Raw genomic sequence first — 21,405 nt, forward strand, 5'->3', positions numbered from 1 at the left:
AAGGCCTAATCCTATTGACTATAACCCTTGAAGATTGGAGTCATTCCAGAAAACGCGGATTTTCTCCCGGCCCCACTTGCCTTGGAAAACCCGTTTCAGCAGCAAGAAGGGCGGAGCATCGTGTCAACCATAGACAGCTTCAAATCTAAATCGACGCTCACCGTCGGCGGAAAGACCTACACATATTATTCGATTGTTGAAGCAGAAAAGAACGGCCTTAAGGGCGTTTCCAAGCTTCCGAGCTCCATGAAGGTGGTGCTGGAAAACTTGCTGCGCTTCGAAGACAACCGCACGGTGAAGAAAGAAGACATTCAGGCGATTGCCGAATGGCTGGTCACCCGTACGTCTGAATATGAAATTCAATATCGCCCAGCCCGCGTGCTGATGCAGGATTTCACCGGCGTTCCGGCTGTTGTTGACCTTGCTGCGATGCGTGACGCGACGGCTAAGCTCGGCGCGAACCCGCAGAAGATCAATCCACTGGTTCCGGTCGACCTCGTGATCGACCACTCGGTGATGGTGGACAGCTTCGGCACCCCGCTGGCGTTCCAGCAGAACGTTGAGCTCGAATATGAGCGCAATGTTGAGCGCTATGAATTCTTGCGCTGGGGCCAGTCGGCCTTTGATAACTTCCGCGTGGTCCCGCCCGGCACCGGCATCTGTCACCAGGTGAACCTCGAATATTTGGCCCAGACCGTCTGGACCAAGACCGAAAACGGCGAAACCGTCGCTTACCCAGACACCCTCGTTGGCACCGACTCGCACACCACCATGGTCAATGGCATGGCTGTGCTTGGTTGGGGCGTTGGCGGCATTGAAGCTGAAGCGGCCATGCTCGGCCAGCCGATTTCCATGCTGATCCCGGAAGTCGTTGGCTTCAAGCTGACCGGCAAGATCAACGAAGGCATCACCGCGACCGACTTGGTGCTGACCGTCACCGAAATGCTCCGTAAGAAGGGCGTGGTTGGTAAGTTTGTTGAGTTCTACGGCCCGGGCCTTGATTACCTCAGCCTCGAAGATCAGGCGACCATCGCCAACATGGCTCCGGAATATGGCGCCACCTGCGGCTACTTCCCCGTCGATGCTGACACGCTAAAGTTCCTTGCCACCACTGGCCGTGACGCTGATCGCGTGGCGCTGGTTGAAGCCTATTCCAAGGCTCAGGGCATGTTCCGCACCACCGAGAGCGAAGACCCAGTCTTCACCTCGACGCTTGAGCTGGATCTGGCAACCGTTGTTCCGTCCCTGTCGGGCCCGAAGCGTCCGCAGGACCGCGTTGCGCTGAAGAACGTCACAACCGCGTTTGCCGACGCCCTGCCAGAACTATCCGGCGGCCGTATCGAACGCACCAAGCTGCCTGCAGACAAGCAGGAATCCCGCTTTGTTGACGAAGGCGCCAATGGCGTTGCCGACCTTCCGGAAGAAGCAGCGTTCCCGGTCAAGGGTTTTGACTACGGTATTTCTGACGGTTCGGTTGTGATTGCGGCTATCACCTCCTGCACCAACACCTCGAACCCTTCGGTTCTGGTCGCTGCGGGCCTTGTCGCACGTAAGGCTCGTGCACTTGGCCTGAACTCCAAGCCTTGGGTGAAAACTTCGCTCGCACCTGGCTCGCAGGTTGTGACCGACTATCTGACCGCTGCGGGCCTACAGGATGATCTTGACGCTATCGGGTTCAACCTCGTTGGCTATGGCTGCACCACCTGTATCGGCAACTCCGGCCCGCTGCCGCAGGCCATTTCCGATACCATCAACGAAAATAAGCTCGTTGCAGCTTCGGTTCTCTCGGGCAATCGTAACTTTGAAGGCCGTGTGAACCCAGACGTTCGCGCCAACTATCTGGCGTCCCCGCCACTGGTTGTTGCGTACGCTCTCTTGGGCACGCTCAACATCGACATCACCACCCAGCCACTCGGCACGGGAAAGAACGGCCAGCCGGTCTACCTCAAGGACATTTGGCCAACTAACCACGAGATCGCCGAAATCGTGCGCGAGCACGTTACTGCCGACATGTTCCGCAAGCGCTATTCCGACGTCTTCAAGGGCGACGAGCACTGGCAGGCAATCTCGGTTGAAGGTGGCGAAACCTACGGCTGGAACTCGGCGTCGACCTATGTTCAGAACCCTCCATACTTTGAAGGCCTGACCATGGAGCCAAAGCCGGTGACCGACGTGGTCTCGGCGCGCGTTCTCGCGCTCTTCCTCGACTCCATCACGACCGACCACATCTCCCCGGCTGGCTCGTTCAAGCCGAACACACCAGCCGGGAAGTACCTGACCGAACGTCAGGTGGCGCCAAAGGACTTCAACTCCTACGGCGCACGCCGTGGTAGCCACGACGTCATGATGCGCGGCACCTTCGCCAACATCCGCATCAAGAACCAGATGCTGGATGGCGTTGAAGGCGGCTTCACCCTCGGGCCTGATGGCTCACAGATGGCGATCTATGATGCTGCCATGGCCTATCAGGCTGCAGGCACACCGCTGGTCATCTTCGCTGGCAAGGAATACGGCACCGGCTCCTCGCGTGACTGGGCTGCTAAGGGCACCAATCTGCTTGGCGTAAAGGCCGTGATTGCACAGAGCTTTGAGCGTATTCACCGCTCGAACCTCGTCGGCATGGGCATTATTCCACTACAGTTCGCTGAAGGCGAAAGCTGGCAGACCCTTGGCCTTGATGGCACTGAAACCGTCGATATCGCCGGTGTCGAATCCATCGAGCCACGCGCCAATGTCACCATCAAGATCACGCGCGCCAATGGCGACGTGCTCAATGTCGTCACCCGTTGCCGCATCGATACCGCCAACGAGCTCGATTACTACAAGAACGGCGGCATCCTGCACTACGTGCTGCGCAGCCTCGTTGCTGCGTAAGCGGCACCAGACTGACAATTCTAGAAATGGCGGCCTTCTTGGCCGCCATTTTTTTATTCCGGCTCTGCAACAATTCAGTCCGCGAACGAAATCACCGCCATGTGACTAGGCAGGCCAGCGTCAGCACGCTTACATTAGGGCTATGAGGACGCCGAATAAACGCGCTGCAATTACTTTGCTCTTTGCTGCTTGGACCGCCATGGGCCCAGCCAACGGGGACCAATTCACCACCGACACCAAGGCCGTAGTCGAGCTATTTACCAGTCAGGGCTGTGCTCAATGCCCTCCTGCGGAGGCCCTACTCGCGGAGCTCGGCCAGCACAGCAACATCGTTACGCTGGCTTACCACGTCGACTATTGGGACTTTATGGGCTGGACCGATGATTTCGGCAGTCGCGAAAATTCCGACCGTCAACGCGCCTATAATAAGCGTTGGGGCGCATCGCGAATTTTTACCCCCCAAATGGTTATCAATGGCCACCAAGGGCTGGTCGGCTCGCGTGAGGATGAGGTGCGCCGCGCCATTGCATCGGCGCAGCTCAGCGTGCCAATCACTCTCGACAAGGCTGGCGACACGTTAAAAGTGGTAATCCCCCCAGAGCCTAGCGTCGACGATGCGAGTGTGTGGGCTGTGACCTATATCCCTTCGATCGTAACCCCAATTGGCGGGGGAGAGAACGAGGGGCAGTCCCTCCCATTCCACTATGTCGTCACGGACCGGGAGCATCTGGGGAACTGGACCTCAACAGAAGGCGCTGAGTTCGAAATTTCGCTCAGCTCCCTTTCTGCAGACGGGCTGGGTGTTGCCATTTTACTGCAAGACGATCGCAATGATTTGCCCGGCACGATCTTAGCTGCAGCGTCCTACAACCCGTAAAAAAAGACGCTCGCCTCCAGTGGAGACGAGCGTTGCGGACTTTGGGAGTCGCAGTAGGCTTGGTGACAGCCGATCAGGGGTTGGGGGCTGGTAAGACCGACCATCACCAATGGAGGCAATGATCAAATCATTGCTCGTCATTTTGGCAATGACAGGGACAAAAGATGACCGAATTGGGGTATTTGATCTCAACTTGATGTGAGCAGTCTTTCGGTCAATCATACAGCAAGATCGAACGTTGATTTGTTTTCGCCTTGAGGAGTTGCGACGAGGTGCAAGGCTCTACACCACCGCTGCCGACCCTATCATTGGTTCACACCAACGAAACGAGTGCGCTCCCAACGCGACGCATTGATCCCATCGTGGCTTTTGAAAAGCGCGAGTTGATGATCATCCTCAACGTCTACGGCAAGAAGGTCGGCGCTGGCGAATGGCGGGACTATGCCATGGACTTTCTCAAAGACCGGGCGCTGTTCTCCATTTATGCGCGCGTGTCCGAGCGCCCCCTTTTCGTCATCGAGAAGAACCCTAAGCTGCGCGCCAAACAAGGCCAGTATCTGGTGACCAATCAGGAAGGCCGCATCCTCAAACGCGGCCACGAGCTGCCGCAAGTTCTTCGGGTCCTTGATCCTGACTTGGTTCTGATCGGGTGAGCCTAATCATCCGGCCAGCGACTGTGGCAGACGCACCAGACATGAGCCGCGTTCTCATTTCCTCGATCACCCAACTGTGCACAGCCGATCACAGTGATGATGCTGAGGCGATCGCCGCCTGGACCCGCAATAAATCCCCGCTGGGGCTAGTTGAGATGCTTTCGAATGCCGAACTCAGCATGCTTGTCGCTGAGCGGGATGGCAGCGTTGTCGGGGTGAGTGCATTCAACCGAGATGGCCAAATTCAGCTCAACTATATAGCGCCTTCAGCGCGCGGATCGGGTGTCAGCAGCGCCTTGCTCGCGTATATGGAAGCAGAGCTTGTGACCCTTGGATACGCTATCGCGACGCTCGAAGCGACTGCCACCGCGCTTGCGTTTTACGAGCGGCGCGGATGGCATGTAAACGGACCGCAAGCCACGGGGCGCCGGGTCAACGGCTACCCCATGAGCAAGACACTTTCGTCCTCATCGCCCTACAGCGCCTTTTGCAAATGCACGATGTCGTGCCAACGGTCGAATTTGTACCCGACAGCACTGTAATAGCCGACGCGCTCAAAACCGAATTTTTCATGGATGCCGATGGAATTGGCCGTATCGGACGTGATCACGGCCAGCATCTGCTTAAAACCAAAAGCTTTGGACTGCGCCAACAACTCGGTCAGCATCAACTTTCCTAAGCCACGCCCCTTCTCGGCTGGATCGAGATAAATCGAATCCTCGCAGGTGAACCGATAGGCCGCGCGTGGGCGGTAGAAGCTGGCATAGGCATAACCGACAACACGCCCATCGCGTTCGGCAATAATGACCGGATGGCCAAGCTCGATGAGGGCCGCGTATTTTTGAGCGATCCCCGCTTCGTTTGGGGCCTCGGTATCAAAGGTGATGGCGGTGTTATCGACGTAGTGCTTGTAAATCCGAGTGATGGCGGGAACGTCGGACCAGGTGAAGGCACGCAGTGTGTAGTCGCTCATGAGATTGCGCCGAAAATGAAAAGGCCGCAGTCTTTTTAGACTGCGGCCTGATTTTTCGTCCAACCAATTCGCGTGATTTTACCAATCACACGACGGTTTCTGACTACTCGCGGTTGCCGAACAGGCGGAGCAGCATCATGAACAGGTTGATGAAGTCCATGTAGAGGCTCAGCGCGCCCATAATGGCGTTCTTTGCCATCACGTCTGCACCAAAGGATGCCGAGTAGCTTTCCTTGATCTTCTGGGTGTCATAGGCGGTCAGACCAGTGAAGATCAGTACACCAACCACCGAGATGATGAAGTCCATCATGCTCGACTGCATGAAGATGTTGACGATCGACGCGATGATGATGCCGATCAGGCCCATCATCAGGAAATTGCCCATGCCGGTCAGGTCACGCTTGGTTGTGTAACCATAAAGGCTCATCGCGCCGAAGGTGGCGGCGGTGATGAAGAACACCTTAGCGATCGAGGCGCCGGTATAAACGAGGAAGATCGACGACAGCGACAAGCCCATGATAGCGGCAAAGGCCCAGAACACGCCCTGAGCTGCCGGAACGGAAAGCTTGTTGATGCCGAAGCTCAGCACAAGCACAAAGCCGAGAGGCGCAAGCATGATCACCCAAGCCAGAGGGCTGGTGAATAGAAGTGCACCCCAGTTGGTCAGATACTGGCCATTACCAAGCTGAGCAACAGCGCTAGATGGGTCGGCGGTCACAGCAGCTTGTGACGCGAAAAACGCAACAAGACCAGTAATTACGAGGCCAAGGCCCATGTAATTATAGACCTTGAGCATGTAGCTGCGAAGGCCCTCATCGATGGCCAAGGCCGAGCCGGCCCGCGCACCGAGGGTCTGACGGTCATATTCAGCCATTCAGGTTTCCTTTCCCGATATCAATGCGATGCATTCATCGCAGAGGACAATTGGCATTGCCACTTGTAATGGAATATGGGGGCACGACTGGTTCCTGACAAGAACAAACGATCTTTTTGGCTCAGCGACTGGCCAGAAAATGCGTTTCTGCCTAGGGTAGACTGGTCTGACTGATCCTTGGCAGGGAGGTGTTAATGCCCCGGCTCTTTACTGGTATCGAAATACCACGCGACATCGGCTTTGCACTTTCACTCAAGCGCGGCGGCCTGCACGGAGCCAGATGGATAGAACCAAACGACTATCACATCACATTGCGCTTCATCGGTGACGTTGACGCCCCAACAGCCAACGACATCGTTGATAATCTTGAGCGCCTATCCAAGACTGTGCGTTTTGACCTTCGCTTGACTCAAATCGATAGTTTTGGTGGCGACAAGCCGCGCGCACTTTATGCGGCAGTCGAGCCCTCCGATGGGCTCAATCGACTGCAAGCTGCACACGAGCGCGTGATCCAGCAAGCCGGCATCGCCCCAGAAGGCCGCAAATTCGTACCGCATGTGACGCTGGCCAGACTGCGGGGTGCATCATCAGATGACGTAGCGCGTTTTCTCTCTGAGGCCCCGGTTTTCGAGCCTTTGCGCTTCACACCGACCCAGTTCGTTCTCTATTCCAGCCGTGATTCCGTTGGTGGGGGACCCTATGTTGTTGAGGAGAGTTTCCCGCTTTCGGCGCAGACGTAACAGCATCGCGCCATTAGCAATGCCTTAACCGTTCTATCGCAAACCAAAGCGTGAACTTGCGCTCACGCCCAATTGCCGCCGCGATTGCCTTTCATTTGATGTAAATACCCGGAAAGCGGACGGGTTTTGACACCTTGGTAACCATGTTCGGGCCATGCTGGGCGGGCAGCGACAGGTACGAACGACAGCAGAACAAGAGGAAGAATTGGCAATGACGAGGAAAACCGGTGGCCTGATGTTTGGGCTCGCGGTCGCAGCAGTCATGGCTCTCGCCCCGGCCGCACAGGCACAGCAGGCCACGGAACTGGGGACCTTCAACGCGTGGTCCGCCTTTACGGCGTCTGACCAGAGCGGCCAGCTTTGCTTCATTATTGGCGAGCCACAGTCGAGCGAACCAGCGGGCGCAAATCGCGATCCGATCAAGTTCATGATTGTCCATCGCAAGGGCATGGGATCGAAGAACGAGGTTCAGACGCAGATCGGCTATCCGTACAATTCCAGCGACGCGAAAGCTTCAGTGTCCATCGACGGTAAGACCTATGTGATGGCGGCTCGCGGCTCGACGGCATGGCTGGCTTCAGCAAGCGATGAGCCAGGCTTCGTTCAAGCGTTTAAGGCGGGTAGCAATATGACCGTGCGCGGCACCAGCCAGCGCGGCACCAATACGGTAGACACCTATTCGCTCTCCGGCGCTACCGCAGCGGTCAATGCGATCGACGCAGCCTGCAAGTAAAGGCTTGAAGCGCGGCTGTTTAACGCCATAACTGATAGCGGACCCTTTGGCCCGCTATCGCCATTTTATTCGTCAGAGAGCAGACTATCCATGATCCGTGTCCCCACCGTCCTGACGCTCACACTCGCGATCTCTTTGGCCGCTCTAGCGCCAGCACAGGCCCAATCTGCCCGTGTCCTTGGAGATTTCCGCGATTGGTCGAGCTTTGCGGCAGGTGATGGATCGACTAAAGTTTGCTTTGCCATGACCAAGCCGAAGTCCAGTGATCCGGCGAGCGCTGTATCGGGCGAAGCCTATCTCTACATCTCGAGCCGCCCAGGCGAAGATGTCACCAACGAGTTTAACGTCGTTGCGGGATACACTTTCCAAACAGGGTCTTCGGCGAGCGTTTCAATCGGCGGTCAGAATTTTGCGCTGTTTACGCAGGGCGACGCTGCTTGGCTGGATGACGCTGGTCAGGCCGCCAATTTGGCAGCCGCTATTCGCAGCGGCTCCAGTCTTTCTGTCACCGGGACCGCGGCTGACGGCACAAGCGTTATTCAGAACTATTCGCTCTCTGGCGCCACCGCGGCCCAGCAGGCCGTCGGCGCAGAGTGTTAAAACCTCTGTTGAGCCGATAATCTAGCTTCCCAGTTTATGCAGACCGGGTTCGCAGCAGCGTGACTTTGCGCTTTGCGTCCCCATATGCTATTGCCCAGCCACTTTCCCGCATTATCGAGCCCCGTTGCGCCCCATGACAATTGCGCTGAACCTTGACCATTCGACTGCCGTCCGCCCAGCTGTGGCGGCACGCCCGTCTCTGATCGGTCTCTCTAAAGCACAGTTGGCCGAGGCGCTGACGGCTGAAGGTATTGCGACCGACAAGGAAGCGCGCATGCGCTCAAGCCAGTTGTGGAACTGGCTTTACGTCAACGGCGTCACCGATTTTGACCGCATGACCAATGTGGCCAAGCCCGTCCGTCAGAAGCTTGCCGATACTTTTATTCTCGACCGTCCCGAGATCGCCTCCGAACAGGTCTCTACCGACGGCACTCGCAAGTGGCTGTTCCGCTTCCGCGATCCGGCGAACCCAAACTACCCCCCGGTTGAAGTCGAAACCGTCTACATCCCAGAATCTGACCGCGGCACGCTTTGCGTCTCGTCGCAGGTTGGCTGCACCCTCACCTGCTCCTTCTGCCACACTGGCACGCAGAAGCTGGTGCGCAACCTCACCGCTGGCGAAATCCTCGGGCAGATACTCATGGCCCGCGAGCGCCTTGGCGACTTCCCAGGCGGTTCGCGCCCTGATGACGGCGGCCTTGTGCCGGGCGGCGAAAGCCGCGCCATCACTAATATTGTGATGATGGGCATGGGCGAGCCGCTCTACAATTTCGACAATGTTAAGCAGGCGCTGCTGATCGCCTCGGCTGGCGATGGCATGTCCATCTCCAAGCGCCGCATCACGCTGTCGACCTCGGGCGTCGTGCCAAACATTGAGCGCACCGGCTCGGAAATCGACGTCATGCTCGCCATTTCGCTGCACGCGGTGCGCGATGATCTGCGCGACGTGCTGGTGCCGATCAATAAGAAGTGGCCGATCAAGGACCTGCTCGACGCCTGCCGCAACTACCCCGGTGTATCGAACGCCCGCCGCATCACCTTCGAATATGTGATGCTCGACGGCATCAATGACAGCGACGCTGAAGCAAAGGAGCTTGTGCGCCTACTCGCAGGCATTCCAGCGAAGATCAATTTGATCCCGTTCAACCCCTGGCCGGGTTCGAACTATGGCACATCGCCATCAAGCCGCATCGAGCGTTTCGCTGATATCGTCAACAAAGCAGGCTATGCCTCCCCTGTCCGCACCCCACGCGGTCGCGATATTTTCGCCGCCTGCGGCCAGCTCAAGTCCGAGAGCGAACGCCTGTCCAAGAAGGACCGCGATGCTCTTGCTGGCATCTACTAGAATTGAAGAGGCCTTCGGCGCGTAGCGTCGAACGCGCTATCCGGGCGGCGGAAGAAACCGCTGCCGCCCGCGCACTCTCTGACTGCCCCTTATGCGGTCGACCCATTCCCACAGACGCAAAATCCAGCCGCCATCATTTGACGCCGCGACTCAAGGGCGGGACGCATATGGGAACGGTTCACCTGCATCAGATTTGCCACAGCGCCATTCACGCCCGATTCTCGGAAAGCGAGATTGCTCAACACCTGAACGATGTTGAGCGCCTCAAAGCGGATCCCGAAATGGCAAAGTTTATTGTCTGGGTGCAAACCAAACCGCCAATGTTCCACGCTCCCACCCGTCAAACGCGAGCGCGACGCTAGCTATTCGCCGGCGATCCACTCCACGAGCCATTTACCTTGTCCATCCACGCCGAGCGTGTCGGCTAGAAACGGCAGCACGGCGCGCATTTCCTCTTCCAGCACATAGGGCGGGTTCACAACGATCATTCCCGTGCCATGGAGGCGCGGCGGCTCGGATGCTGGGCGAATGGTCATCTCAAGGCGCAAAATTTTCTTAATGCCGGTCGCCTTAAGCGCCTTCACGTAAGTGTCGACCTCTGAAACATCCTTGATCGGATACCAAAAAGCGTAGGTTCCGCCAGGCCAGCGCTTATACGCCTTGGCCAAGCCCTGCGCCATTCGGTTGAACTCGCCCTTTTCTTCAAATGGCGGATCGACCAGCACTAAGCCGCGATTCTCCTTCGGCGGCACATGGGTGCCCATTGCAGCCCAAGCGTCGAGATGGGTGACGCGGGTCTGAAAATCTCCGGCAAAGTTTTCGCGCAGCGATTCAGCATCCTTGGGATGCAACTCTAGCGCCATAAGCCGGTCCTGCTTGCGCAGCATATGCCGGGTGATGAAGGGTGAGCCGGGATAATACCGCAACTCTCCGCCTTCATTCTGAGCTTTCACCGCATCCAGATAGGGCGCCAGTATGTCGCCCACCGAAGGAGGGAGATCTCGCTCAACCAAGCGGGAAATCCCATCCTGCCACTCCCCCGTGCGCTCGGCTTGATCGCCATAGAGGTCATACATACCGATCCCTGCATGGGTATCGATCACGCGAAACGGCGCCTCCTTGCGCAAAAGGTAAGCCAGAATGCGGGTGAGAATTGTGTGTTTGACCACATCGGCAAAATTGCCGGCGTGAAAGGCGTGGCGATAGTTCATCTCGGTTCCGAAACCAAAAACCTATTTACGGCCTTCGGCGAAAAGAATGGTCGCGGCAAAACCAATGAAAACAGCCGCAAAGCTCCAGTTCAGAGCTTTTGAGACCCACTGATTATCACGCAGCGTCACAGTCAGCCACTCGGCAAACAGAACTGTGCCCACAACCACCGGAATAGACACGAGGATGAACTCCACACCGAGAAAGACCAGCTTTTGCGCCACCGCAGGATCTTCCGCCGAAACGAACTGAGGCAGGAAGGTCACGAAAAACAACGCCACCTTGGGGTTTGTAAGATTGATGGCAAGCCCTGTGAGATAGCTTTGAAAGAGACTTGGTTGCTTACCGCCTTCCCGCGAGACCAACAGGCCACCGCCCGACCGAACAGCTTGAATAGCGAGCCAAACCAGATAGAGCGCGCCCACTATTTTAAGCACCCAGAAGGCCGTCGGTGCGGCAACAATAAGCACTGAGATCCCGAAGGCTACGAGCATGGTGTGCACGGCAATGCCGGTGCTTGTCCCGAGCACTGCGGCGAAACCATGAGACCTGCCAAAATTCATCGTCCGCGACACAAACAGCGCCATATCGGGGCCGGGCGTAATCGCCAAAACGAAGCCGGCCAGTGCGAAAGTTAAAATAACGGAGAGGTCTGGAATAAAGCTGGGCATCGGAACAATCTCAATAGATGGTGACAACCATCGCACCAATGGCATTGCCTGACTAGCGCATCCGCTTCAGCACGCATCTGTGTACGATGCAATTTTGTTCGGGTGTCCATGTGATCAACAGACCAAAGCTTGTATGGACCCCTCGCTGAAGCGCCTAACGACCGAGCTAACATCCAAGACAGAAAGTAAAATGTAGAGCATAATATTCTGCAGCCCCGGACTAAACAGGAAAAACCCCACAGCTCGACACGACCAGCGGCCGAATACATCTCCACTTAATTGCCCGTTAAGTGGCGACAGCTATTTTTTCACACGCCCATAAGGGCATAGGGGGAACTAATGGCTTCGAAGACTGCTTCGCGAGTAAGCGACATTGCCGAAGCTTTGCTGCTTGACGCAGCTCTCGAAAACATTCCCTACGGGTTTTGTGTTTGGTCCTCACAATTCAAGCTCGAGATGTGGAACGAGCAGTACCGTAGCCTATATGGTTTTTCACCTGACGCACTACATCGCGGAATGACACTTGAGGATGTGGTGCACATCTCCTCACGTCTGGGAAACCACCCAGGGCAGAGCGCAGAAGCGTTCTACGAAAGCTACACGAGTGAGTTGTTGTCCAACCGATCGGGCACCCGTCACAAAAACCGCGAGACCCTTAGCTCTGGCCGCACCATTCAGACCGCCCATGTTTACTCCCCCAAACTCGGTTGGGTCGTTACCCATGAGGATATCAGCGACGAAATCGCCAGCTTAGCGTCGCAGAACAAGCGAAAACTGGAGCTTGAACGCCAAAACATTCGCCTTGATGCCGCGGTGAACAATATTTCTATCGGACTCTCGATGATGGACGCCAGAGGGCGACTGATCATCTGCAACGAACCTTATGCGCGCATCTATAATCTGCCCGTTGAGCTCCTCAAACCAGGCACCCAGCTTGAAGACATTCTGAGCCACCTCTTCGACATCGGCATGAGCTCAGGTAACACCCGTGAGGAGTATATTTCCTGGCGACGTGAAGTGATTGCACGGCGTGAATACGGCAAAACTGTCCACGAGCTGAATGGCCGCATCATCTTGATGCAGCACCATCCCATGAAGGACGGTGGCTTTGTCACGACACATGAAGACGTCACCGAGCAACGCAAAGCTGAAGCGCGCATTCAACACCTCGCACGTCATGATGCGCTGACGGACCTGCCCAACCGGATCGAATTTCTCGATCAGATGAAAAGGACCGAGGCCGATCTCCAACGCGGCGAGATGGCCGCGGTTCTATACATCGACCTCGATAATTTCAAAGTGGTAAACGACACGCTTGGCCACGCCGTGGGCGATGAGGTGATCAAACAGGCCGCCGTACGGCTGTGGGGAACAACACGAGAAACCGATATTCTCGCGCGCCTCGGTGGCGATGAGTTCGCGCTGCTCCTCCGTCCACTCGACAGCGCAGACACAGCGGCCCGCGTTGCAGAGCGTATTGTTAAGGCCTTAAGCGCACCGATGAACATTGCGGGACAGCTGATCGAAATCGGCGCATCGGTCGGCATATCTGTGGGCCCAAACGATGGAACCGCCACCGATCAACTGGTCAAGAACGCCGACTTGGCGCTCTACAAGGCCAAAAGTGAAGGGCGCTCGACCTATCGTTTCTTTGAAACCGGCATGGACGCCGATTTGCAACAGCGCCGGTCGATTGAGGCAGGCTTGCGCATGGCCATGCAGCGCAATGAATTGCGCCTAATGTTTCAACCCTTGTTTGGGCTAGCCGAAAACCGGGTCACCTGCGTCGAAGCTCTTCTGCGCTGGGACCACGATGATCGCACAGTGTCACCGGCAGAATTTGTACCCGTTGCTGAAGACACAGGATTGATTGTCCCTATAGGGCAATGGGTATTGGAGCAGGCCTGCCGCACCGCGGCCACCTGGCCGCTAAATGTGCGTGTAGCCGTCAACCTCTCCCCGGTGCAGTTTCGGCACAAGGATCTGGTTGCCCACGTTAAGCACGCACTCGAAAAATCCACGCTGTCGCCCGAGCGGCTAGAGCTGGAAATCACAGAAAGCTTGCTTCTCAACGACAGCGAAATCACCATGCGGGCGCTTCACGAGCTGCGCTCCATGGGCGTGCGCATTTCGATGGACGACTTTGGCACGGGGTATTCCTCGCTCAGCTATTTGCGGAGCTTCCCGTTCGACAAAATAAAAATTGACCGCTCGTTCATGGCGGACCTAACAAGCCGGCTCGACAGCCAGGCCATTATTGCAGCGGTTATCGGACTTGGTCGGGCCTTGGGGATGGAGACCACGGCGGAAGGTATCGAGACCGAGGAGCAGTTATCATTGGTCCGACAGCAAGGGGTATCCGAAGTGCAGGGCTTCCTGTTCTCTCCGCCCCTACCGGCCCAATCGCTGGCCAGTCTGCTTCTCTCGCAAGATATCCGCCCCTCGAACTTTCAGACAAACTGAGCATTGTTGCCTTCACCGCCCCCAGCTGACGCAACCCACTAGACCGTGCTCATGACTATTCTCATTCGCCCAGCGCGGATTTCGGACCGCATAGAGATCGCCAAACTCCATATAGAAGTCGGCGCGAGCACCTATAGGGGAATAATGAGCGACCACTATTTGGATGTCGTTCGCCCTAAGGAGAAGGCCCAGCTTTGGATCAACCGCCTAGCCGAAGGCGTGCAGACATCTAACTTTACACTGCTGGTCGCAGATAATGGCGATGAGCTGGTCGGCTTCATTTTCTTCGAACTTGAGCTCGAACAGGACCACGGCACATATCTCCACCACCTCTATATCGCTCCAAACTATCAGGGACGTGGGTTGGGGCTTTCCTTGCTAGTTGATGGAATTGCAGCGCTGCCGCAGGACCACCAAGCCGTTCCAATTCACTTGGTCGCGCTTGCGGCAAACACCCGCGCGATTGCATTTTATGAGAAGCTGAACGGCAGAGTAATCGAGAAAACAGCGCGCCCCCAGGACGATGGCCCCGATGTGGCGTTAGCGCGCTATCAATGGAAGAGTGCCGCCGCACTCGCCCAAGCCGCACTCGATCGGTCGAAAATCTGAGTTTTTGACGAGACACGGACACTTTTCAGCAAATGCGGGCAGCGGCTATGCATTTTGCAACCTTGTGAAAATGCGTCTTTTGCTATATTCAGCGCGCGACCCTGCCGGACCCGATCTCATTGGACCGGCACATTCATACTGCATGGTTTGTCCTTGCCAGCTCGCCGGATCGCTTCGGTGGGGCTGTTTTGCGGATCATGCCAATTGAGGCTGACCCACATATGAAATTGCGCAATATCGCGATTATTGCTCACGTTGACCACGGCAAGACGACCCTGATCGACGTTCTCCTGAAGCAGTCTGGTGTTTTCCGCGAAAACGAACGCGTTGAAGAACGCGCTATGGACAGCAACGACATCGAGCGCGAACGCGGCATTACCATTCTGGCGAAGGTCACCTCGCTCGTCTGGAATGACACTCGCATCAACATCGTTGACACCCCAGGCCACGCCGACTTCGGCGGCGAAGTAGAACGCATTCTGTCCATGGTGGACGGCGTGGTACTGCTCGTTGACGCGGCTGAAGGCCCAATGCCACAGACCAAGTTCGTACTTGGTAAGGCACTTGCACAGGGCCTGCGCCCGATCGTTGCCATCAACAAGATCGACAAGTCTGACGAACGTCACCTTGAAGTTCTCGAAGAAATCTTCGATCTGTTCATCGCGCTGGACGCGACCCCAGAACAGCTCGACTTCCCGGTTCTCTACGGTGCAGCCAAGCTCGGCTGGATGGCTAATGAACCCGACGGTGCACGCGAAAGCCTCGCACCGCTTCTCGACAAGGTAATCGAACACGTTCCAGAGCCGACCGTTGAAGAAGGTCAGTTCCGCATGCTCGTGACCACTATCGAGCGCAACCCCTTCCTCGGCCGTATTCTGTCGGGCCGCGTATATTCCGGTTCGGTCAAGGCCGGCGATCCAATCCACGCGCTCAACCGCGATGGCAAGATCGTTGAAAAGGGTCGTGTATCCAAGGTTCTCGCTTTCCGCGGCCTTGAGCGCAATCCAATCGATGAAGGTGTTGCAGGCGACATCGTCTCGATCGCAGGTCTTGAGACAACCACTGTAGCCGACACGATTTCGGTCCCACAGATTCTCACCCCACTGGCCGCAAAGCCGATCGATCCTCCAACCCTGTCGGTAACGTTCCGCATCAACGACGGCCCGCTGGCCGGCCGTGAAGGCGACAAGGTTCAGTCCCGCGTGATCCGCGAACGCCTGATGCGTGAAGCTGAAGGTAACGTCGCGATCCGTGTTACTCCAGGCGAGGACAACGACAGCTTTGACGTTGCTGGCCGTGGCGAATTGCAGCTTGCGGTTCTGATCGAAAACATGCGCCGCGAAGGCTTCGAGTTGACCATTGGTCGCCCGAAGGTTCTCTTCAAGGAAGAAAACGGCCAGAAGCTTGAGCCGATTGAAGAAGTCATCATCGACGTTGATGACGAGCACACTGGCGCAGTCGTCCAGAAGCTGACCGAACGCAAGGGTGAACTCACCGACATGCGTCCGTCCGGCGTTGGCCGTACCCGTATCATCCTGCTGGTTCCGACCCGCTCGCTGATCGGCTACCAGGCTGAACTTCTGTCCGACACACGCGGCACGGCAATCTTCAACCGCCTGTTCCACTCCTTCGTTCCGTTCAAGGGCGAACTGCCAACCCGTCGTACCGGCGTTCTGATTTCGAACGGTACCGGCCAGTCGGTTGCCTTTGCTCTGTGGAATCTGGAAGATCGTGGCCCGATCATGATCGACGCTGGCGTCGACATCTATGAAGGCATGATCGTTGGCGAACACAGCCGCGAAAACGACCTTGAAGTGAACGCGCTCAAGGGCAAGCAGCTTACCAACATCCGTACGACCTCGAAGGACGAAGCCGTTCGTCTGACGACCCCGAAAAAGCTGACGCTCGAACAGTCCCTCGGCTACATCGCCGACGACGAGTATGTGGAAGTGACCCCGAAGTCGATCCGCCTGCGCAAGATCTGGCTGGATCCGAACGATCGTAAGCGTATGAGCCGCGCTTCTAAGGTTAGCTAATCCCCTTAGCGAACACATAAGAAAATCCCCGCTTCGGCGGGGATTTTTGTTTTTATAGGTCTGGCATCATCCTGCTCCGCCGCGCGGAGAAAACCTAAGGTCCTCACGCTGGCCATACGTGCGCATCTAAAACATTTCTTGAGGTCTACCCTATACTCGGATGAAAAGGGTCGCGAGCCGACACCCGCAGAGTAAGGACGAAAAGAGCATGACTGACTGGATCATCCAGACCATTTCCGAGCTGGGTTATCTCGGCATATTTCTCGTCATGTTGGCCGAATCCATCTTCCCGCCCATTCCCTCTGAGCTGATCATTCCCTTTGCTGGATTTGCCGCCGCCAATGGTGACCTCAGCCTCGCCGGCGTGCTGATCACTGCTACTGTTGGCGCAGTCGTGGGCATGCTGCCATGGTACTTCGCTGGGCGCCTATTTGGTCTCAACCGGGTGCGCTGGATGGCCGATAAGTTCGGTCGTCTCATGGCCTTTAATGCCGATGAAATCGACATCGCCGTGGTCTGGTTCAAGCGTTATGGCCCGATCATCGTGCTGTTTGGGCGTCTTATCCCGCTTATCCGCACGCTGATCTCCATTCCTGCAGGCCTATCACGCATGCCGTTGTGGATCTTCCTCTTGGCCTCCACCATCGGCTCACTCATCTGGAACACGTTCCTCACACTCGCCGGGTACATTTTGCACGAACACTACGAAGCCATTGAGGTATTTCTCGACCCGCTGAGCTACATCGTCTTGGCCGTCGTGGTCGTGCTCTATATTTTCCGCGTCGTCACCTGGAAGCCCAGCACTAACGCAAAATGAAATTGCATTCTGCAATGAATTTGCATTCCGCAACGCATGAAATACCGGTTCTAGAGTCATATAAATTCGACATTAATCTTTAGCGCAGGTTTTCGGGCAATCCGTAGTTTGGCACGTTTCCTGCAACATTTGAGATGTCCGGGATTTTTGTTTTGCGTACCGGTTCGTCAGTCATTAGGGGTTCTGTGTCGATGTCGCGGCCCAGAACCCCATGATCTTTTTATCTTGTCGCATCCATTCTGCCGCAAACGCGGCCAAATCCCTTGCGACAGCGCGCGGCACAACCTAGATAAAGCGCACCTATCAGGAGCAAGACATGCTAGCGCTACTTAGCGTCATCAACATTGTGCTCGACCTCTACAAATGGGTCATGCTTGCCATGATCATCATGAGCTGGTTGATCTCATTTAACGTCATCAATACGCGCAACCAGTTCGTTTATTCGGTCTGGCAGGTGCTTAACCAGCTCACAGAGCCCGTTCTGCGCCCGATCCGCCGCCTACTACCCAACATGAACGGCCTCGACCTATCGCCTTTGGTCGTGTTCCTGCTGATCATGTTCATCCAGCAATTCATCGGCATGTATGTCGTGAACTGGGTTATCGCCGCTGGCCTCTAATTTCTATTCGGTGACCGCTACCGGCGTCACCCTACACCTCCGCGTCACGCCCAATGCCGGGCGCGACGCCATTGATGGCCCCGAGACGCGCGGCGACGGCAGCTGCTATCTCCGGCTTCGCGTCAGCGCCGTCCCCGACAAGGGCAAGGCCAATGCTGCAGTTATCGCTCTCCTCGCTAAAAACTAAACCTGACCAAGTCAGCGATCAAACTTGTGTGCGGTGACACGGCGCGTTTCAAGACCTTAGCCATTGCTGCGACGCCACAGTCATATCTAAAGCGCTAGAAACACTCACAAAGTAACTTTGCGCCAAAGACGTCCACATCACCATTGCCTAACTTCACAATAAAGTTAATCCTTGTTGCGGAAGGGGCTCTATTTCGTATGGAAGTGAACGAGGCAAAGACCTCGCCTCCATGTTGAGTCCCTGGAGGAAACATCGAGGGACTATCAATGGGTCTAGCACTTTGGCTGATCGTTATTAGCGGCGGTCTTTCTATTATTTATGGCGTTGTAACTACACAGAATTTGCTCAAAGCCGACGCGGGCTCAGCGCGTATGCAGGAAATTTCTGCGGCGGTTCGAGAAGGCGCTTCCGCCTATCTCAAGCGTCAATACACGACGATTGCTATCGTCGGTGCAGTCATCCTGATTGCTGCTTGGCTCTTGCTTGGCCCTTATGCCGCTATCGGTTTTCTGATTGGGGCTGTGCTGTCCGGGGCGGCTGGATTCATCGGTATGAATGTATCCGTTCGTGCCAACGTGCGTGTTGCCCAGGCTGCTATAGGCTCCCTGAGCAAAGGCCTTGATCTGGCATTCAAATCGGGTGCTGTAACCGGCATGTTGGTGGCAGGTCTGGGCCTTCTCGGTGTCACCCTCTATTTCATGGTCCTCACCGGCCTCGGCTTCGAGCCGACCAGCCGTACCGTCATTGATGCCCTCGTGGCCCTCAGCTTTGGCGCTTCGCTTATTTCGATCTTCGCTCGTCTCGGCGGCGGTATCTTCACCAAGGGTGCTGACGTTGGCGGTGACATGGTGGGTAAAGTCGAAGCAGGCATTCCCGAAGATGATCCACGTAACCCCGCGACCATTGCTGATAACGTCGGCGACAATGTTGGCGACTGCGCGGGCATGGCGGCTGATCTCTTTGAAACCTATGTGGTGACCATCGTTGCCACCATGGTCCTTGCGGCCATCATCCTGCCGGAGCAGTTCAAACTCATCGGCATGATTCTGCCCCTTGCGATTGGCGGCGCTTGCGTCGTCACCTCCATCATCGGCACTTATTTCGTCAAACTCGGGTCCGATAACAATATTATGGGGGCCCTTTATAAGGGCGTTATCGCCTCTGGCGTGTTCTCCCTGATTGCACTACTGCCTGTTCTCTGGCTCATGTTTGGCGATCTTAACGCGGCCATCGACGTGCAGGGCAAGACCTTTACTCCTTGGAGCCTGTTCTGGTGCGGCGCCACCGGCCTTGTAATTACCGGGCTGATTATCGTCATCACCGAATATTACACCGGCACCAACCGCCGTCCTGTCAATTCTATCGCCGAAGCTTCGGTCACCGGCCACGGCACCAATGTCATTCAGGGCCTAGCAGTGTCGTTGGAATCAACCGCGCTACCCGCTCTGGTCATCATTGCAGGCATTATCGTAACCTATTCGCTTGCGGGTCTTTTCGGTATCGCCATTGCAGTCTCCACCATGCTGGCTCTAGCCGGTATCATTGTCGCACTCGACGCCTTTGGCCCGGTCACCGACAATGCTGGCGGTATTGCTGAAATGGCCGGTCTCGATGCCTCGGTCCGTCACAATACCGACGCTCTCGATGCCGTCGGCAATACCACCAAGGCCGTCACCAAGGGCTATGCCATTGGCTCGGCTGGTTTGGGCGCACTTGTGCTCTTTGCCGCTTATACCGAAGACCTCAAACACTACTATACCGATCTCGACGTCAGTTTCGATCTGGCCAATCCCTATGTCGTAGTCGGCCTGCTCTTTGGCGGATTGCTGCCCTTCCTCTTTGGCGGGATGTCCATGACTGCAGTCGGCCGAGCAGCGCAGTCCGTTGTGGTAGAGGTTCGCCGCCAATTCAAAGCAGATCCAGGCATTATGGCGGGCACCTCAAAGCCGGATTACGCCCGGGCCGTCGATATGCTGACAAAGGCCGCGATCAAGGAGATGATTATCCCCTCTTTGCTTCCCGTCCTTTCGCCAATCTTTGTCTATGTCGTCATCAATGCAATTGCCGGACAGGCCAATGCCTTCTCCGCACTTGGCGCCATGTTGATGGGCGTCATTGTCACCGGCCTCTTCGTCGCTATTTCCATGACCGCCGGTGGTGGTGCTTGGGACAATGCCAAGAAGAGTTTTGAAGACGGGTTCACCGACAGCCACGGCGTTAAACATTACAAGGGCTCCGACGCCCATAAGGCCTCAGTCACCGGCGATACCGTCGGCGACCCCTACAAGGACACGGCAGGCCCTGCCGTTAATCCGATGATCAAGATCACCAACATCGTTGCCCTACTTCTCTTGGCGGTCCTCGCCAACATGGGCCTGTAACCCTCAATCGACGCTCGGACGGTCCACAAAACCGTCCGAGCAAACGACTCGACTAAAATTTACCGCTATTAGCTACCCACTGTAATGCCTTCTCATCGTGCATAGAAGGCCGCCACCTCAATGAGGAGGGCTTCCCAGACTGGCACGGCCGCACTTATGGAACTCGCAAGTTGCGGTGAACCACGGGAAACCCCCAACCGCGAATCTGGTACTCTTTTGAGAGATCGGTAGAACCTCTTTTCACCTCTCCCTCAGGGAAGAGGGTGCCCTCTTGGGCGAAGTGAAGATGCAAACGACTTTCCCCTATTCTGAGCCTATCATGCACAACACACACGGCTTTGCCTCCCTATCCCTTCCGAGGAGGGATTTAGGGTGCGGGGAGTTTTGGCCGGGATCGCCGCTTCTTCACCTCTCCCTTCGGGGGAGAGTTCGGCCCTCTAGGGCCGGGTGAGGTGGCTTATTGCGTGCCCGCAGCTCCAACCCAGCACACCGTTCTAGTCCCTCCCCCAGTTACGGGGGAGGTGAGGTGGGGGCAGTTGTACGGAGCTTAGAAACGCAAAAAGCCCCGCTGGTGAGCGGGGCTTTTTGTATTTGGTTTTGATGATCGTGAAGAGATTTTATGTTTTTGGCAGACCTTGCAGTGACCTACTCTCCCAAGTCTTGAGACTTAGTACCATTGGCGCGGAGGAATTTGACGGTCGAGTTCGGGATGGGATCGGGTCTTGGGCTCCTCGCAAGAACCAC

Annotated in this window: 20 protein-coding genes and 1 rRNA gene; 16 read left to right on the plus strand and 5 right to left on the minus strand. The window is 56.3% G+C overall.

Features of this window, described 5'->3' with window-relative positions:
- Window positions 1–117: 117 nt before the first annotated feature.
- From acnA to JHC09_RS15115, 4 genes are all read left to right on the plus strand, one after another.
- Window positions 118–2,874 (plus strand): aconitate hydratase AcnA, encoded by a 2,757-nt coding sequence (acnA, locus tag JHC09_RS15100; protein ID WP_349236561.1) that lies wholly within the window; start codon window positions 118–120, stop codon window positions 2,872–2,874.
- A gap of 199 nt (window positions 2,875–3,073) precedes the next feature.
- Complete coding sequence (locus JHC09_RS15105) at window positions 3,074–3,751, plus strand: DUF1223 domain-containing protein (protein WP_210338176.1); 678 nt, start codon at window positions 3,074–3,076, stop codon at window positions 3,749–3,751.
- Window positions 3,752–4,059: 308 nt separating this feature from the next.
- Window positions 4,060–4,404: a DUF2794 domain-containing protein gene (locus JHC09_RS15110; RefSeq protein WP_248309043.1), complete on the plus strand. Its 345-nt coding sequence runs from the start codon at window positions 4,060–4,062 to the stop codon at window positions 4,402–4,404.
- Between the two features lie 41 nt (window positions 4,405–4,445).
- On the plus strand, window positions 4,446–4,946 hold the full coding sequence (locus tag JHC09_RS15115; RefSeq protein WP_199532646.1) for a GNAT family N-acetyltransferase: 501 nt from the start codon (window positions 4,446–4,448) through the stop codon (window positions 4,944–4,946).
- On the opposite strand, the gene JHC09_RS15120 is transcribed toward JHC09_RS15115, so the two are convergent.
- A complete protein-coding gene (locus tag JHC09_RS15120) occupies window positions 4,880–5,377 on the minus strand; it encodes a GNAT family N-acetyltransferase (protein WP_199532647.1) in 498 nt (165 codons plus the stop codon). The two genes, JHC09_RS15115 and JHC09_RS15120, sit on opposite strands and share 67 nt — an antisense overlap.
- Window positions 5,378–5,480: 103 nt before the next feature.
- Entirely contained in the window at window positions 5,481–6,251 is a 771-nt protein-coding gene (locus JHC09_RS15125) for a Bax inhibitor-1/YccA family protein (protein WP_199532648.1), read from the minus strand.
- Window positions 6,252–6,445: 194 nt separating this feature from the next.
- Here JHC09_RS15125 and thpR point away from each other — a divergent pair, with 194 nt between their 5' ends.
- From thpR to JHC09_RS16990, 5 genes are all read left to right on the plus strand, one after another.
- Window positions 6,446–6,991: an RNA 2',3'-cyclic phosphodiesterase gene (gene thpR / locus JHC09_RS15130; protein WP_199532649.1), complete on the plus strand. Its 546-nt coding sequence runs from the start codon at window positions 6,446–6,448 to the stop codon at window positions 6,989–6,991.
- Between the two features lie 211 nt (window positions 6,992–7,202).
- Window positions 7,203–7,724 carry an invasion associated locus B family protein gene (locus JHC09_RS15135; protein ID WP_169196577.1) on the plus strand — a complete coding sequence of 174 codons (522 nt, stop codon included), beginning with the start codon at window positions 7,203–7,205 and terminating at the stop codon, window positions 7,722–7,724.
- A gap of 90 nt (window positions 7,725–7,814) precedes the next feature.
- Window positions 7,815–8,324 (plus strand): invasion associated locus B family protein, encoded by a 510-nt coding sequence (locus tag JHC09_RS15140; protein ID WP_199532650.1) that lies wholly within the window; start codon window positions 7,815–7,817, stop codon window positions 8,322–8,324.
- 133 nt (window positions 8,325–8,457) lie between these two features.
- On the plus strand, window positions 8,458–9,669 hold the full coding sequence (rlmN, locus tag JHC09_RS15145) for a 23S rRNA (adenine(2503)-C(2))-methyltransferase RlmN (protein WP_199532651.1): 1,212 nt from the start codon (window positions 8,458–8,460) through the stop codon (window positions 9,667–9,669).
- 38 nt (window positions 9,670–9,707) lie between these two features.
- Window positions 9,708–10,031, plus strand: a complete 324-nt coding sequence (locus tag JHC09_RS16990; protein ID WP_169196592.1) for a restriction endonuclease — start codon at window positions 9,708–9,710, stop codon at window positions 10,029–10,031.
- On the opposite strand, the gene JHC09_RS15150 is transcribed toward JHC09_RS16990, so the two are convergent.
- Entirely contained in the window at window positions 10,032–10,880 is an 849-nt protein-coding gene (locus JHC09_RS15150; RefSeq protein WP_199532652.1) for a 23S rRNA (adenine(2030)-N(6))-methyltransferase RlmJ, read from the minus strand. It lies immediately after the preceding gene.
- Between the two features lie 21 nt (window positions 10,881–10,901).
- Entirely contained in the window at window positions 10,902–11,549 is a 648-nt protein-coding gene (locus JHC09_RS15155) for a LysE family translocator (RefSeq protein WP_199532653.1), read from the minus strand.
- 339 nt (window positions 11,550–11,888) lie between these two features.
- Between JHC09_RS15155 and JHC09_RS15160 the strand changes: the two genes are divergently transcribed.
- The 7 genes from JHC09_RS15160 to JHC09_RS15190 all read left to right on the plus strand — a co-directional run bounded on the left by JHC09_RS15160 (window position 11,889) and on the right by JHC09_RS15190 (window position 20,661).
- Window positions 11,889–14,012 (plus strand): EAL domain-containing protein, encoded by a 2,124-nt coding sequence (locus JHC09_RS15160; RefSeq protein ID WP_199532654.1) that lies wholly within the window; start codon window positions 11,889–11,891, stop codon window positions 14,010–14,012.
- Window positions 14,013–14,063: 51 nt separating this feature from the next.
- A complete protein-coding gene (locus JHC09_RS15165) occupies window positions 14,064–14,621 on the plus strand; it encodes a GNAT family N-acetyltransferase (protein WP_199532655.1) in 558 nt (185 codons plus the stop codon).
- A 221-nt stretch (window positions 14,622–14,842) separates the two neighbouring features.
- Entirely contained in the window at window positions 14,843–16,657 is a 1,815-nt protein-coding gene (gene typA, locus JHC09_RS15170) for a translational GTPase TypA (RefSeq protein WP_169196593.1), read from the plus strand.
- 208 nt (window positions 16,658–16,865) lie between these two features.
- Entirely contained in the window at window positions 16,866–17,474 is a 609-nt protein-coding gene (locus tag JHC09_RS15175) for a DedA family protein (protein ID WP_199532656.1), read from the plus strand.
- 316 nt (window positions 17,475–17,790) lie between these two features.
- On the plus strand, window positions 17,791–18,093 hold the full coding sequence (locus JHC09_RS15180) for a YggT family protein (protein ID WP_169196584.1): 303 nt from the start codon (window positions 17,791–17,793) through the stop codon (window positions 18,091–18,093).
- Window positions 18,094–18,103: 10 nt separating this feature from the next.
- Complete coding sequence (locus JHC09_RS17215; RefSeq protein WP_349236560.1) at window positions 18,104–18,280, plus strand: DUF167 family protein; 177 nt, start codon at window positions 18,104–18,106, stop codon at window positions 18,278–18,280.
- A gap of 266 nt (window positions 18,281–18,546) precedes the next feature.
- Complete coding sequence (locus JHC09_RS15190; protein WP_199532657.1) at window positions 18,547–20,661, plus strand: sodium-translocating pyrophosphatase; 2,115 nt, start codon at window positions 18,547–18,549, stop codon at window positions 20,659–20,661.
- A 632-nt stretch (window positions 20,662–21,293) separates the two neighbouring features.
- Here the strand turns inward: JHC09_RS15190 and rrf are convergent.
- Window positions 21,294–21,405: ribosomal RNA gene (gene rrf / locus JHC09_RS15195) — 5S ribosomal RNA — on the minus strand; the annotation flags it as partial.

The organism is Devosia sp. MC532 (genome assembly GCF_016461625.1).
GTDB lineage: Bacteria > Pseudomonadota > Alphaproteobacteria > Rhizobiales > Devosiaceae > Devosia.

Excerpts from the sequence above, each read along its gene's own strand:
- JHC09_RS15180 (WP_169196584.1), top strand. The coding sequence starts at position 17,791 with ATGCTAGCGCTACTTAGCGTCATCAACATTGTGCTCGACCTCTACAAA.
- JHC09_RS15135 (WP_169196577.1), top strand. The coding sequence starts at position 7,203 with ATGACGAGGAAAACCGGTGGCCTGATGTTTGGGCTCGCGGTCGCAGCA.
- JHC09_RS15120 (WP_199532647.1), bottom strand. The coding sequence starts at position 5,377 with ATGAGCGACTACACACTGCGTGCCTTCACCTGGTCCGACGTTCCCGCC.
- JHC09_RS15160 (WP_199532654.1), top strand. The coding sequence starts at position 11,889 with ATGGCTTCGAAGACTGCTTCGCGAGTAAGCGACATTGCCGAAGCTTTG.
- JHC09_RS15115 (WP_199532646.1), top strand. The coding sequence starts at position 4,446 with ATGAGCCGCGTTCTCATTTCCTCGATCACCCAACTGTGCACAGCCGAT.
- JHC09_RS15125 (WP_199532648.1), bottom strand. The coding sequence starts at position 6,251 with ATGGCTGAATATGACCGTCAGACCCTCGGTGCGCGGGCCGGCTCGGCC.
- JHC09_RS15155 (WP_199532653.1), bottom strand. The coding sequence starts at position 11,549 with ATGCCCAGCTTTATTCCAGACCTCTCCGTTATTTTAACTTTCGCACTG.
- JHC09_RS15140 (WP_199532650.1), top strand. The coding sequence starts at position 7,815 with ATGATCCGTGTCCCCACCGTCCTGACGCTCACACTCGCGATCTCTTTG.
- rlmN (WP_199532651.1), top strand. The coding sequence starts at position 8,458 with ATGACAATTGCGCTGAACCTTGACCATTCGACTGCCGTCCGCCCAGCT.
- JHC09_RS15105 (WP_210338176.1), top strand. The coding sequence starts at position 3,074 with ATGGGCCCAGCCAACGGGGACCAATTCACCACCGACACCAAGGCCGTA.
- JHC09_RS15175 (WP_199532656.1), top strand. The coding sequence starts at position 16,866 with ATGACTGACTGGATCATCCAGACCATTTCCGAGCTGGGTTATCTCGGC.
- thpR (WP_199532649.1), top strand. The coding sequence starts at position 6,446 with ATGCCCCGGCTCTTTACTGGTATCGAAATACCACGCGACATCGGCTTT.
- JHC09_RS15190 (WP_199532657.1), top strand. The coding sequence starts at position 18,547 with ATGGGTCTAGCACTTTGGCTGATCGTTATTAGCGGCGGTCTTTCTATT.
- typA (WP_169196593.1), top strand. The coding sequence starts at position 14,843 with ATGAAATTGCGCAATATCGCGATTATTGCTCACGTTGACCACGGCAAG.
- JHC09_RS15165 (WP_199532655.1), top strand. The coding sequence starts at position 14,064 with ATGACTATTCTCATTCGCCCAGCGCGGATTTCGGACCGCATAGAGATC.
- JHC09_RS15150 (WP_199532652.1), bottom strand. The coding sequence starts at position 10,880 with ATGAACTATCGCCACGCCTTTCACGCCGGCAATTTTGCCGATGTGGTC.